9 protein-coding genes are annotated in these 13,164 nt (G+C 72.3%); 3 read left to right on the forward strand and 6 right to left on the reverse strand.

Annotated features, from left to right (window positions below; genetic code table 11):
* Window positions 1–19: 19 nt before the first annotated feature.
* Window positions 20–805, forward strand: a complete 786-nt coding sequence (locus ACZ7HQ_RS12255; protein ID WP_470987619.1) for an SDR family NAD(P)-dependent oxidoreductase — start codon at window positions 20–22, stop codon at window positions 803–805.
* Window positions 806–827: 22 nt separating this feature from the next.
* Here the strand turns inward: ACZ7HQ_RS12255 and ACZ7HQ_RS12260 are convergent, their stop codons facing one another.
* The 6 genes from ACZ7HQ_RS12260 to ACZ7HQ_RS12285 all read right to left on the reverse strand — a co-directional run bounded on the left by ACZ7HQ_RS12260 (window position 828) and on the right by ACZ7HQ_RS12285 (window position 9,727).
* Window positions 828–2,432 (reverse strand): ABC-F family ATP-binding cassette domain-containing protein, encoded by a 1,605-nt coding sequence (locus tag ACZ7HQ_RS12260; RefSeq protein ID WP_470987622.1) that lies wholly within the window; start codon window positions 2,430–2,432, stop codon window positions 828–830.
* Window positions 2,433–2,693: 261 nt separating this feature from the next.
* A complete protein-coding gene (locus tag ACZ7HQ_RS12265; RefSeq protein ID WP_470987624.1) occupies window positions 2,694–4,286 on the reverse strand; it encodes a multicopper oxidase family protein in 1,593 nt (530 codons plus the stop codon).
* A gap of 275 nt (window positions 4,287–4,561) precedes the next feature.
* Window positions 4,562–5,530, reverse strand: a complete 969-nt coding sequence (locus ACZ7HQ_RS12270; RefSeq protein WP_470987626.1) for a threo-3-hydroxy-L-aspartate ammonia-lyase — start codon at window positions 5,528–5,530, stop codon at window positions 4,562–4,564.
* Between the two features lie 150 nt (window positions 5,531–5,680).
* Window positions 5,681–6,667 (reverse strand): aldo/keto reductase, encoded by a 987-nt coding sequence (locus ACZ7HQ_RS12275; protein ID WP_470987628.1) that lies wholly within the window; start codon window positions 6,665–6,667, stop codon window positions 5,681–5,683.
* A 199-nt stretch (window positions 6,668–6,866) separates the two neighbouring features.
* Window positions 6,867–8,747, reverse strand: a complete 1,881-nt coding sequence (locus ACZ7HQ_RS12280; protein WP_470988905.1) for an ATP-binding cassette domain-containing protein — start codon at window positions 8,745–8,747, stop codon at window positions 6,867–6,869.
* Window positions 8,748–9,022: 275 nt separating this feature from the next.
* Window positions 9,023–9,727, reverse strand: a complete 705-nt coding sequence (locus ACZ7HQ_RS12285; RefSeq protein ID WP_470987630.1) for an SDR family oxidoreductase — start codon at window positions 9,725–9,727, stop codon at window positions 9,023–9,025.
* A gap of 885 nt (window positions 9,728–10,612) precedes the next feature.
* Here ACZ7HQ_RS12285 and ACZ7HQ_RS12290 point away from each other — a divergent pair.
* Both ACZ7HQ_RS12290 and ACZ7HQ_RS12295 read left to right on the forward strand, forming a co-directional pair.
* Window positions 10,613–11,410, forward strand: a complete 798-nt coding sequence (locus tag ACZ7HQ_RS12290) for an SAM-dependent methyltransferase (protein ID WP_470987632.1) — start codon at window positions 10,613–10,615, stop codon at window positions 11,408–11,410.
* Between the two features lie 377 nt (window positions 11,411–11,787).
* Window positions 11,788–13,134, forward strand: coding sequence for a uracil-xanthine permease family protein (locus tag ACZ7HQ_RS12295; protein ID WP_470988907.1), 1,347 nt, complete (start codon window positions 11,788–11,790; stop codon window positions 13,132–13,134).
* Window positions 13,135–13,164: the final 30 nt, after the last annotated feature.

Raw genomic sequence — 13,164 nt, forward strand, 5'->3', positions numbered from 1 at the left:
AAGCACAGGAGGAGAAGACATGAACCGCTACGAAGGCCGCCGCGCGCTCGTCACCGGGGGCGGATCGGGCATCGGCCAGGCCACCGTGCTGCGCCTGCTCGCCGAGGGCGGCACCGTGGTGGCCGCGGACGTGAGCGAGCGGGGCCTGAGGGACACGGCCGGGAAGGCCGGCGCGCACGCGGACCGCCTCACCACGCTGGTCGTGGACGTCGCCGACGAGACCTCGGTACGCGAGGGGGTCGCCGCCGCGACCGCCACGCTCGGCGGACTGGACGTGCTGGTCAACGCGGCCGGGATCCTGCGCTCCTCGCACACCCACGAGACGAGCCTTGCGGAGTTCAACCGCATCCTGCAGGTCAACGTCGTCGGCACCTTTCTCGTCATCCGCGAGTCCATACCGGCGCTGCTGGCGGGCCGGGACGCGGCGGTCGTCAACTTCAGCTCCACATCGGCCCAGTTCGCGCACCCCTACATGGCGGCCTACGCGGCGAGCAAGGGCGGCATCCAGTCGATGACGCACGCCCTCGCCGCCGAGTACGCCCGGCACGGCATCCGGTTCACCGCCGTCCAGCCCGGCTCCATCTCGTCCGGCATGACCGACGGCAGCGGCGCCAGTGGGCAGAGCACCGGGCCGGGGCTGCCCGAGGACGCCGACATGACCCTGTTCGCCAAGCTGTCACCGGCGCTCGGGGAGGGCTTCGCCGGTCCCGAGACGGTGGCGTCGGTCGTCGCCATGCTCGCCTCGGCGGACGGGAGGTTCATCACCGGCACGGAGATCCGCGTCGACGGCGGCACCCACTTCTGACCGGGTGGAACCTGTCGAGCTCTTAGGCGCTGCGGACCAGTTCACGGTAGTCCTCGCTCCACAGGTCCTCGTCGGCGTCCGGCAGGAACAGGACGCGCTCGGGGCGGAGGGCGTCGAGGACGCCCTCGTCATGGGTGACCATCACGAGGGCGCCGGGGTACGAGCCGACCGCGGCGAGGACCTCGTCGCGGGAGAGCGGGTCGAGGTTGTTGGTCGGCTCGTCCAGCAGCAGGACGTTCGCCCCCGAGTGGACCAGTCCCGCCAGCGCGAGCCGGGTCCGTTCGCCACCGGAGAGGACACCCGCGCGCTTGTCGGCGTCGTCGCCACTGAACAGGAACGCGCCCAGCACCCGCCGTGCCTCACCGGTGTCCAGGTGCGGTGCGGCCGCGCGCAGGTTCTCCAGGACGGTGCGCCCGGTGTCGAGTGTGTCGTGCTCCTGGGCGAAGTAGCCGAGGCGCAGCCCGTGCCCGTGCACCACGCGTCCGGTGTCCGGCTGCTCGGCGCCGGCGAGGATCCGCAGCAGGGTGGTCTTGCCGGCGCCGTTGGGACCGAGCACGACCATGCGGCTGCCCCGGTCCACCGCCAGGTCGACGCCGTCGAGGACCCGGTGGCCGCCGTAGGACTTGGCCAGGGCGATGGCGCCGAGCGGTGTCCGCCCGCAGGGGGCGGGTTCGGGCAGCCGGATCCGTGCGGTCCTCTCGGTGCGCCGGGCCGGTTCCAGCCCGGCCAGCATCCGGTCGGCGCGGCGGGCCATGCTCCTGGCCGTGGTGGCGGTGGCGGAGCGGGCCTTCATCCGGTCCGCCTGCGCGTGCAGGGCGGCCGCCTTGCGTTCGACACCGGCCCGCTCCCTGGTGCGGCGTCGTTCCTCCGTCCCGAGTCGGGTCGTGTACGCGCTCCAGCCGGTGTTGTGGACGTCGATCGCGGCCCGTCCGGAGTCCAGGTGGAAGACGCGGTTGACGACGTCGGCGAGCAGCGCGATGTCGTGGCTGACGACCAGTAGGCCGCCCTGATGGCTCCGGAGGAAGCCGCGCAGCCAGGTCAGCGAGTCGCTGTCGAGATGGTTGGTGGGCTCGTCCAGCAGCAGGGTGCCGTGGCTTGCGGCGAACAGGACGCGGGCGAGTTCCACGCGGCGTTTCTGTCCGCCGGACAGGGCGCCGACGGGCTCCCCCATGACCCGTTCGGGCAGGCCGAGCCCGGCCGCCACGCGGGCGGCCTCGGCTTCGGCCGCGTAGCCGCCGCCCGCCTGGAAGGTGGCGTCGGCGCGGGCGTAGGCGTTCATCGCCCGCTCCAGTGCCGCGGGACGGGTGGCGTCGGCCATCGCCGCCTCGGCCCGGCGCAGGTCGCGCAGGGCGGTGTCGAGGCCACGGGCGGACAGGATCCGGTCGGTGACGGTGGTGACGGGGTCGGCGGCACGGGAGTCCTGGGCGAGGAAGCCGACCGGCCCCGTGTGCGTGATCGTGCCGGCGGTGGGCCGGGACCGTCCGGCGAGGGCGGTCATCAGGGTGGTCTTGCCGGCGCCGTTGCGGCCGACAAGACCGATCCGGTCCCCGGGGGAGACGGTGAGGGACACACCGGTCAGGAGCAGGCGCGCGCCGGCACGCAGCTCGACATCACGGGCGGTGATCATGGGTAACGCTCCGAAATAGCAAGAGGACACACTTCTGGCGTGGAAGCGGGTCCTCAGCTAGGAAATTCGGGGCGTCGACATGCCCTCACGGTAACTGACGTGCCCTGAGCGGCACATGCGATTTTCCGCCGCTCGGCACCTCCGGCCGGTGCCCCTCGTACCCGTGGGCGCGCAGGTGCCCGGCGCGGGAAGGCGCACCCGCGCCGGGCAGGAGAAGCGGCCCGTTCCGGGCGGTGGGCCGCTGGGCCTCGGATCAGCCGGTCACCTGAGGTAGCCGAGCACCGTCATCATGCCGCTCTCCGAGTGGTACTGGTTGTGGCAGTGGAGCATCCACAGGCCCGGATTGTCGGCGTCGAAGTCGACGACGAGTTTGCGGTGGGGCAGCACCAGCGCGGTGTCCTTGCGCGTTCCCACGCCGTCCAGGCCGGTGACCGCGAAGGTGTGGCCGTGCAGGTGCAGGGGGTGCCACATGTCGGTGGCGTTGATGAGGGTGAGCCGTACCCGTTCACCGGCGCGCACCGGGTGGCGCCTGCGCGGGTCGTAGGGCTGGTGGTCGAAGCCCCAGTCGAACCTGCGCATGCCGCCGGTTAGCCTGATGCGCAGCTCACGGTCGGGGTCGCGGTCGTCCAGCGCCACGGACTCGTCCGGTGCGAGGCGACGCGCGGGTACGACCCTCCCCTCCAGTTCGTCCGGGCGGACGTTGCGCGGGGGGATGCTCCTTCCGCCGTCGGTGCGCAGCACGGCGAGGGCCTGGCCCTTCTTGCCCTCGGCGAGTGCGACGAGGGGGAAGACGCCGTCCTCGGCGGTGACCAGGACGTCGTACCGCTCGGCCATGCCGACGAGGAGGGCGTCGGTCTCCTCGGGCTCCACGGGATAGCCGTCGGTGTGCGTGACGGTCATGGTGTGGCCGCCGAGCGCCACCCGGAAGGCGGTCTCGGAGCCCGCGTTGATGATGCGCAGCCGGACACGGTCGCCCGGGCTGCACCGGAACACCGCGGGGTTGTCCGGCAGCCGGCCGTTGACGAGATAGTACGGATAGGCCACGCTGCCGCCGGGGCTGTTGAGCATGCGGCTGTACGAGGTGCGCAGCACCCGGGAGGGACCGGTCGGCAGGCCGCTGCGCGCGGGCCCCATGGCCATGCCTCCGTGTGCCATGGAGGTGCCCGCGCCGGGCTGGAGTTGGTCGAGCACGCGGTCCGGGGTGGAGCCGTCCACGCCGTCGACCCAGTCGTCCAGGACGATGACCCATTCCTTGTCGTAGGAGAGGGGCTCCCTGGGGTCGTCGACGATGAGCGGGGCGTACAGCGCACGGTCGGGCTGGACTCCGACGTGGGAGTGGAGCAGATAGGTGCCCGGGTCGGGGACGGTGAAGCGGTAGGTGAAGTCGGCGCCCGGGCGGACGGCGTTCTGCGTGACGGCGGGAACGCCGTCCATGTCGTTGCGCAGGCGCACTCCGTGTGCGTGGAGCGTGGTGGAGGCCGGCAGCCGGTTGGCGAGGGTGAGACTCAGGACGTCACCCGCGGTGACGCGCACCACCGGGCCGGGCAGCGTGTCGTCGTAGGCCCAGCTGCGGACGATCCGCCCGCCGAGGTCCAGCGTGGCCGGGCGGGCGGTGAACCCGAGGCTGCGCACGGTGCCGCCGGAGGCGCGTTTCCGCTCGGCGGCCAGGACTTCCGGACCCGACGGGTCGACGTACGCCCCGGGCCCCGGCGGGCCGAAGCCGGGCGCGCCGAGTGTGGTCCCCTCGGGGCGGTGGTCGGGGCGGAGAACGAGGTCGGGACGGGCAGGCAGAAGTCCCACGCCGGCGGCAGCGAGCGGGGCACGGAGCAGAGTACGCCGCGAAGGTGTGTGCATGGCTGTAATAAGACACAATTTGCAGCGCGATAGGGGGAAATGTGGCGTGTGCGTCGGTGATGTCGGACTGCGGTGACCCGGTCGGCGGGCGGCGTCTCGGACCGGCGACGTGGACGGCCGCGCGTCCGCGGCGCCTTCGCCACCGGTGACGTCGGCCGGCCGGCAGACGCCGGCATGCGGGCGAACCGGTCCGACGACGGTCACGGACCGGTGGGCGCTTGTCACGACCGGCCCGGCCGCTGGGCGGCTCGGCTTGCGCGGTGCCTCAATTCCCTTCAGTCGCCGACGAGTTGGGTGAACCGCCGGGTGTCGATGTTGCCGCCGGAGGCGATGATGCCGACGCGGGCCGGGAGGTTGTCGACACGGCCGGCCAGGAGTGCGGCCAGGCCGGTGGCGCCGCTGGGTTCCAGGACGATCTTCAGGCGTTCGAAGGCGAAGCGCATCGCGTCGACGATGTCCGCATCACTGACCAGGGCGATGGCGTCGACCAGGCGCCGGTTGATCTCGAAGGTGATCTCGCCGGGGGTGGGCAGGGCCTGCCCGTCGGCGATGGTCCGGGGCACGGGCAGGGTGACCCGGGCGCCGCTCTCCAGGGAGCGCTTGGTGTCGTCGCCTTCCTCCGGCTCCACTCCGACGACCCGGATGCCGGGGTGCAGGGCCTTGGCGGCGGTGGCGCTTCCGGCGATCAGACCGCCGCCTCCGACGGGGACGACCAGGGCGTCGAGCGGGCCGGTCTCGTCGAGGAGTTCGAGGGCCGCGGTGCCCTGTCCGGCGATGACGTCGGGGTGGTCGTAGGGCGGGATGAGGACGAGGCCGCGGTCCTCGGCCAGCGCCGTGCCGAGCGCGGTGCGGTCCTGGGTGTAGCGGTCGTAGGTGACGATCTCGGCACCGTATCCGGCGGTCGCCTCGCGCTTGGAGCGAGGGGCGTCCTCGGGCATCAGGATGACGGCGCTGGTGCCGAGTTCACGGGCGGCCAGGGCGGTGGCCTGGGCGTGGTTGCCGGAGGAGTAGGCGGCGATGCCCTTGGCCAGTTGCTCCGGGGTGAGCCGGGCGGCCGCGTTGTAGGCGCCGCGGATCTTGAAGGCGCCGGCCCGCTGGAAGTTCTCGCACTTGATGAACACCTCGGCGCCGGCGAGGGCGTTCAGGGTGCGGGAGGTGAGGACGGGGGTGCGGTGGGCGACGCCTTCGATGCGCGCGGCGGCCGCACGGACGTCGTCGAACGTTACGCCTGGAGCGGCGGCCATGGCGGTCTCCTCTGCCGTCCGCGTCCCGCACCGTGCACGGCGGGCGCTTGGATTGATTTTCCATTCCTGGACAAGAACTCTAAGGACCCCGCCGCCCGTCTGTCCAGGGAAGGGCCGGACGGGCGACGGGGTGGCGTCGCGCGGTCGGCCTCAGTGGCCGCTGATCCCCCTCGGCGCGTACGGCTCCTGGAGTTCCCGCACCTCGTCGTCGGTGAGCCGGAGGTCGAGCGCGGCGAGCGCGTCCGGGATGTGATGGGGCTTGGTGGCCCCGACGATGGGCGCGGTGACGCCCGGGCGGGATGCGACCCAGGCCAGGGCCACCTGGGCACGCGGGACGCCACGGCGTGCGGCGATCGCGGCGACGGTGTCGACGATCCGCTTGTCCTCCGGCTGGTACAGCGTCCGGCCGAAGGCGTCCGTCTCGCTGCGGACGCTGGCGGCGTCCCAGTCGCGGGTGAGCCGGCCGCGGGCGAGCGGGCTCCACGGCAGCACGCCGACGCCCTGGTCCGCGCAGAGCGGCAGCATCTCGCGCTCCTCCTCGCGGTAGAGGAGGTTGTAGTGGTTCTGCATGGACACGAACGCCGTCCAGCCGTGCCGCTCGGCGGTGTGCTGCAGCTTGGCGAATTGCCAGGCGTACATCGAACTCGCCCCGATGTAGCGGGCCTTGCCCGCCCTGACCACGTCGTGCAGCGCCTCCATCGTCTCCTCGACCGGGGTGTACGGGTCGAAGCGGTGGATCTGGTAGAGGTCGACGTAGTCGGTGCCGAGGCGGCGCAGGCTGTGGTCGATCTCGGTCATGATCGCCTTGCGGGACAGCCCCGAACGGTTGGGACGGTCGCTGCGGGCCGCGCCGTTGTCCACCGCGAAGTAGACCTTGGTGGCGATCACGACGTCCTCGCGCCGGACCATCTCCCCGAGCGCCCTGCCGACGATCTCCTCGCTGGTGCCGGCGGAATAGCTGTTGGCGGTGTCGAAGAACGTGATGCCCGCGTCCAGCGCCTGGCGGATGAGCGGGCGGGCGGCGTCCTCGTCCAGGGTCCACGGGTGCGGCCCCCGGTCGGGGACGCCGTAGCTCATGCAGCCCAGCGCCAGCCGGGAGACCTCCAGGCCGCTCGTGCCCAGCTTGACGTACTCCATCGTGCGGTTCCCCTCGTCGGTGTGGTCCCCTCCCGTACGCCACGGCGCCGGGGCGGGCCGGGGCGGGACTTCTCCGTCAGCGTGATCATGATCGTATCGGGGCGGCCCCGGCCGACACCGCGTCGGTCCGGGCCACACTTCCCCCGGTTCGGGCCATGTCTTCCCGGTCCGGCCCCCGCCCTGGCCCCTCTCCGCCGCGTCACCGGTCCTTGGCCAGGGCCACGAGTTCGGCGAAGAGGCCGTCGGCGCGCACGAGGTCGTCGTAGCTGCCCTGCTCGATGACACGGCCGCCCCGCAGGACGAGAATCCTGTCCGCGAGGCGGGTGTTCTCCAACTGGTGGGTGACCACGATGGTGATGCGCCGCGACGCGATGCGTTTGATCTCCAGGAAGATCTGGTGCTCGCCGCGCGGGTCCATCTGGGACGTCGGCTCGTCCAGGATGAGCAGCGGGGTACGGCGGTACAGCGCGCGGCCGCAGGCCAGCCGCTGCCACTGGCCGCCGGACAGCTCGGCACCGCCGAAGATCTCGCGGGCGAGCAGGGTGTCGAGCCCGTGCGGAAGCCGCTCGACCGCCTCACGCATGCCGACGGCGTCGATGGCCTCCCACACCGGTCCGTCGTCGTGGGTCCGCGGCTGGCCGAGCGTGATGTTCTCCCGCACGCGCAAGGGCCAGCACGCGAAGTTCTGCGGGACGAGCGCGGTGCGGCTCCACACGGAGTCGGGCCGTGCGCGGGCGAGGTCGACGCCGTCCCACAGGACACGTCCCTTGTCCGGCAGGAGGATGCCGGTGATGAGCTTGGTCAGCGTGGACTTGCCGGAGCCGTTCTCGCCGACGACCGCGAGGATCTCACCGCGCCGCAGGGTGAGCGAGACGCCGTCCACCGCGGGCTCGTCCTTGCCGGGGTACTGGTGCACGACCTCCTCGAGCCGGATCTCCTCGACCTGGTCGGGGATCGGCAACTGGCCGCGCTTCGGGGCGCGTTCGGCGGCCATGTCGAGGAAGGAACGCATGTCGGCGAGGTAGAGGGAGGTGTGGAACATCGCGGCGCCGTACTGCACGGACTGGGACAGTGCGGCGAGTGTGGCCTGCACGGCGACCACCGCCGTCGCGGCGACGGGCAGCGCGACCCTCCCGGTCATCGCGAGCCAGGCGAGGGCGGCCCAGGTGAGGAGCAGGAACGCACCGCCGATGGCAGAGGTCGCCAGGACGATACGGAGCATGCGGGGCGCGGCGGTCAGGGTGCGCCGGTCGATGCGCTCGGACAGCGCGCGGTACCAGTAGACGAGGTAGTCGGTCATGCCGTTCGCGCGGACCTCGTCGCCGTGCCGCGAAAAGGTGGCCCACCAGCGCATCATGCCGCGTACGTTGCGGTCGCCGACGTTGGCGTAGTGCGTCTCGTAGTCGACGCGGGCGGACAGCACCGCCCCGAGCCCCGCGGGGAGGACGGCCAACAGCAACAGCGGGAGCATCAGCCAGTGCAGAGCGGTGATCACCCCGCCGGCGGCGATCATGCGGATGAGCGAGGCCAGGAACTGCTGCGCGTCCTTGACCATCGTGGTGGTGCGGGTGACCCCGACCTCGGCGGCCTCCTGCCGGTCGGCGAACCCGTCCTCGGCCTGGGCGGAGGCCTCCACCCGGCAGACGGCGGAGACGAGCGCCACGTCGGCCTCGGTCACCAGGCGCGGAGTGATCCGCCCGTCGGCGTAGGCCGCCAGCGCCCTGCTGATCCGGCCGACCGCCGCAGCGGCCGTGACGACCGCGAGGGCGGGCAGGGCCCCGCGCAGACGTTCGGACACGGGGCCCGCGCCGAGGATGTGGGTCATGGCCTGTGCGGTGCAGCCGAGGACCACGGCGGCCGCGACGCCGGTGAGGAGCTGGCAGCCGAGGAGCAGGACGACACCGGTCCGGTCGACGGACCACGCCATGCTCGCCGTGCGGCGCAGCACGGACGGCAGGCGCCCGCACATCCTCCGGAAACTGGCCTCCTCCAGGGGGTTCTTGCCGGACTTGCCCTCGTAGGTGATCGCAGCCGGCGGTGGAGGGGGCGGCGGGGCATCTTCTGTCGAGGCGTCGGTCACGGTCACCTGCGTCCCTCCCTCGGGTCGGCACCGCACCTGGGTGGTCCGGCGGTGCCAGGCTCAACGAGGGCGCGGGCGAATCGAACGCACGCGTTTCCGGACGAAGAGCGGCCCCGTGAATCCGGGGGCGTCGAACGCGCGGTCGCAGTGGTGCAAGGCCTCCGCGGTGGTGGCGAGTGGCCGAAACGCCGGTGCTTGTGACGGCTGTGACCGGTGAGGTTCTGGGACCGGTGAGGCTCTGTGGCCGGTGAGGCTCTGTGGCCGGTGAGGTTTCGCTACTCGGCGAGCTGCGGATACAGCGCCGCCAGGTCTCCGGAGAGCCCCGCCTTCACGCTCCGGGTGAGGTCGTCCGCCAGCACCTCGTACGCCCCGGCCTCGACACCGTCCAGCGCCTGAGCGGCGACGTCCGCCGGAGTGGACTTGGGCGCGTCGACGTCCGAGGCCATGTCGGTGTCGATGTAGCCGACGTGCAGCCCGGTGACGGCGATGCCGCGCGGACGCAGTTCCAGGCGCAGGGAGTTGGTCTGGGACCACAGGGCGGCCTTGGTGGCGCTGTAGGAGCCGGCGACACCCAGCCAGGAGAGCACGGAGTGGACGTTGAGGAGGTGTCCGCCGCCGTTGCGCTCAATGACGGGAACGAAGGACCGGGTGAGCAGCAGTGGACCGTAGAAGTTGATCTCGAATTCGCGGCGTACGTCGTCGAGGGGCGCCTCCAGGAAGGACCTCGCACCGAGCGAGACGCCGGCGTTGTTGACCAGGATGGTGACGTCCTGGGCCCGTGCCGCCGCGGCTTCGACCGACGCGGGGTCGGTGACCTCCAGGGCGAGCGGCTCTGCGTCGGGGTGGGTCACGGTGCGCGGGTCGCGAGCCGTGGCGTACACCTTGGCGGCTCCGCGCGCGTACAGCTCCTCCACCAGCGCCTTGCCCAGGCCACGGCTGCCGCCGGTGACCAGTACGACGGAGTCCTTGATCGAAGTCATGTTCATCTCCCCATGGGAAACCGATCGGTTTCCACCACCGTAAACCGATCGGTTTCGAAGCACAAGCGCACGAGCGAGAGGCCTGGAAGGGGCGGGGACCGTCCGTGCGAGCCGTCCTCGCCGCCCGGTCGTCCGGTGACCGGAGCGACGCGCAAGTACGGGTCGCGGCGTTGACCGGTTCGTCGGTCTGGTGGCGATCGGCAAGGAGGGCTCGTTCGTCGCCCTCGCCTGCGCCACCCACAACTACCGGGAGTTCATGAGCGGGTTCACCGACTGGGCGCAGACCGTGGCCGACAGCGACGACGCCGACGACTTCCGCTCCCGGGTCACCGACCCGGAGAACGCGTCTCCGGCGGCCGGCGCGCTCCGGGGAGGCAACGCGCGGACATGCCCGACGGGCACTGAGCGCCGGGGCACCGCTCCGCTCGGGGCCGTACGGCGGGATCCGGGCCGGGCGCGGTCGGGCCCGGGTCCGGAGCCGGGACGGAAGGGGGTGGGGCGGGGAACGAACCGAGCGCATGGATTCACCGTTCCCCGCCCCGATGGGCCGGCCCGCCTCGTCACAGACACAGGGGGACGACTCGACGACCGGTCGGACGTGACTTCGACTCACCGATCTAGCTACCGACCCTCCGACGCCGGCCGCCCACAGGCCAGCGGAGCCGGTCCGGCCGGGTGACGCGCACATGCCGCACGGGCACCTCGGCGCGCCTCCCGGCGGCCGGCCCGCCCCGCCCCGCACCGCCTGGCGCGGCCGCTGATGCGTCACCGGTCTTTGGGAACCCCTCCGGGAACTACGGGCGCCCACTCCGCAGTTGACAGGGAAAACCATGGCCGGCCGTGTGCGGGGCCCGAGGCCGTGACGGTCACCGAGAGGAGCTCAGCGTGACACAGGACGGCGTCCAGTCCGTGCACATCGACACCAGCAAGCCACACCCCGCGCGGATCTACGACTATCTGCTCGGCGGCAAGGACCACTACGAGGTGGACCAGCTGGCGGGCGACGAACTCGCCGCCGCGGCACCCGAGGTGCGCATCGGGGTCCGGGCGAACCGCGCCTTCCTGCACCGCGCCGTCCGGTACGCCGTCGGCAGCGGGGTGCGGCAGATCCTCGACATCGGCACCGGGCTGCCCACCTCGCCGAACGTGCACGAGGTCGCCCAGGAGGCGGCCCCGGACGTACGCGTCGCCTATGTCGACAACGACCCGATCGTGGCGGCGCACGGCAACGCGCTCCTCAGCCGCTCGGGCACGACCAGCATCGTCCTCGGCGACCTGCGCGACCCACGGTCCGTGCTGGAGCACCCCGACGTCCACAGGATCATCGACTTCGAGCAGCCCGTCGCCGTACTCCTCGTGGCCGTCCTGCACTTCCTCACGGACGCGGAGCGGCCCGGCGAGATCGTCGCCACCCTGCGCGAGGCACTGCCGGCCGGCAGCCTGCTGGTGCTCTCGCACGCCACGGGCGACTTCGCCGACCGCAGGGCCGCCCAGGCCGTCTACCACAAGGCCACCGCCTCGCTGAACCTGCGCTCCCGTGCCGAGATCGAGCGGTTCTTCGACGGCTTCGAGCCGGTCGAGCCGGGGCTGGCACAGGTCCCGTTCTGGCGCCCGGACGCCCCGCCCTCGCCCCGTTCCGCCGAGATCGGCTTCTACGGCGGCGTGGCCCGCAAGAACGCCTGATCCCCAGGATCTCCGGCACACCTATCACGACGCAGCCGCAACCGCGGTATCCGCTCGCCCCACCGCGCCCGTGCACCCCGTCTCCGGGCCGGGGCCGCGCCGGCGCGGGGTCCCTTTTGCCCGGCGCCTCCTCGACGTGGCCGGCCCCTCCTCGACGTGGCCGCCAGCCCCTTGACCGACCCCCATCCCCGGCTCCATACTGGCGGCCAAATCGATTTGGCCACATCGATTTGGCCGCCGTCCACGGCCGGATCGTCGAGGCCTGAGCCGAGCGAGCCGAACGGAGCCCGCGCGTGTCCAGTCCCGTACATCCCGCCGACCCCACTCCCCTGCCCCCCGACCACCCCACCTCCGCGCCGGCTGACGTCGCCGGTGCGGTGCACCCCGTGGACGAGTCCCGCCCCCTCGGGCGGATCCTGCTCTTCGGCGTGCAGCACGTCCTCGTCATGGCGGCGACCCCGATCTCCGCGATCTTCCTGATGAGCGCCACCCTCCGGCTCAGCCCGGGCACCACCGTCGACCTGCTCTCGGCGGCCCTGCTGCTGTCGGGGATCGGCTCGCTCGTGCAGTCCCTCGGCCCCTGGAAGTTCGGGCCACGGCTGCCGTTCGTGATGCTGCCGGGCGGAGCCCCGTTGATCCTGTTCCTGTCCATCGCGCAGCAGCACGGACTGCGCACGGCGACCGGCGCGGTACTGCTCACCGCCGCCTTCACCTTCCTGGCACTGCCCCTGTTCGCGCGCCTGCTGAGATTCTTCCCGCCGCTGGTCATCGGCACGATGATCGTGATCGTCGGGGTCAACCTGGTGAAGGTCGGCGCGCTGCTGGTCACCGGGCAGCCCGGCACGCCCGGCTTCGCCGATCCCGCCCGCCTCGGGCCGGCCTTCGCCACGATCGCCCTGATCGTCGTCTTCACCCGGCTGCTGCGCGGGATCCTGCGGCAACTCGCCGTTCTGCTCGGCCTCGCGGCCGGCACCGCCCTCGCCTTCGCGCTCGGGCAGGCCCACCTGGGCTCCGCGCTGTCGGGCCAACTCGTGGGCGTACCACGGCCGTTGCCGTTCGGCGCACCCGTCTTCGACCTGCTCGCCGCGTTGCCGCTGCTGCTCTACAGCCTCGCGTCCATGGCGGAGGCGACCGGGCAGACCGTCATCAACGCGGAGGCGGTCGGCAAGGACATCGACGTGCGGACCGACGTGCCGCGCACGGTCCGCGGGGACGCCCTGACCTCCCTGCTCGGCGGCTTCTTCGGGCTGCCGCTGATGGTGACCAGCGGGGAGAACATCGGCATCGTCCGGGTCACCGGCGTGCGCAGCAGGTACGTCACGGCCGCCGCCGGCCTCATCCTGGTCGTCCTCGGCTTTCTGACACCCGTCGCGCGGGCGATCAGCGTGATGCCGTCGGCGGTGGTCGGAGGCGCCGCGATGGTCGTCTTCGCGGTGATCACCGTCCTCGGCGTGCAGATGCTCGGCCGGGCCCGGCTGGAGGACCACACGGCCACGATGACCTGCGCGGTCGCGCTCGCGCTGGGGCTGCTGCCGATCCTCGTCCCCGGTGTGTACGCCGGATTCCCGTCCGGCGTGCGCATCCTCCTGGAGAGCGGGGTCGCCGTGGGCGCATTCGTCGCCGCCGTCCTCAACGTCCTCTTCCACCACCTGGGGCGGCACTCCGCGGACACCACCGGCGCCGTCGCGCCGCCCGAGGCGCCGGGTCGGGCCACCCGTGCCTGACCTCCCGCACGGCCCCCTCTCGCACGACGA

The organism is Streptomyces sp. NPDC037290, from assembly GCF_055603245.1.

Bases quoted from the DNA above. Each gene is read 5' to 3' on its own strand.
- ACZ7HQ_RS12255 (WP_470987619.1), top strand. From the start codon at position 20: ATGAACCGCTACGAAGGCCGCCGCGCGCTCGTCACCGGGGGCGGATCG.
- ACZ7HQ_RS12260 (WP_470987622.1), bottom strand. From the start codon at position 2,432: ATGATCACCGCCCGTGATGTCGAGCTGCGTGCCGGCGCGCGCCTGCTC.
- ACZ7HQ_RS12265 (WP_470987624.1), bottom strand. From the start codon at position 4,286: ATGCACACACCTTCGCGGCGTACTCTGCTCCGTGCCCCGCTCGCTGCC.
- ACZ7HQ_RS12270 (WP_470987626.1), bottom strand. From the start codon at position 5,530: ATGGCCGCCGCTCCAGGCGTAACGTTCGACGACGTCCGTGCGGCCGCC.
- ACZ7HQ_RS12275 (WP_470987628.1), bottom strand. From the start codon at position 6,667: ATGGAGTACGTCAAGCTGGGCACGAGCGGCCTGGAGGTCTCCCGGCTG.
- ACZ7HQ_RS12285 (WP_470987630.1), bottom strand. From the start codon at position 9,727: ATGACTTCGATCAAGGACTCCGTCGTACTGGTCACCGGCGGCAGCCGT.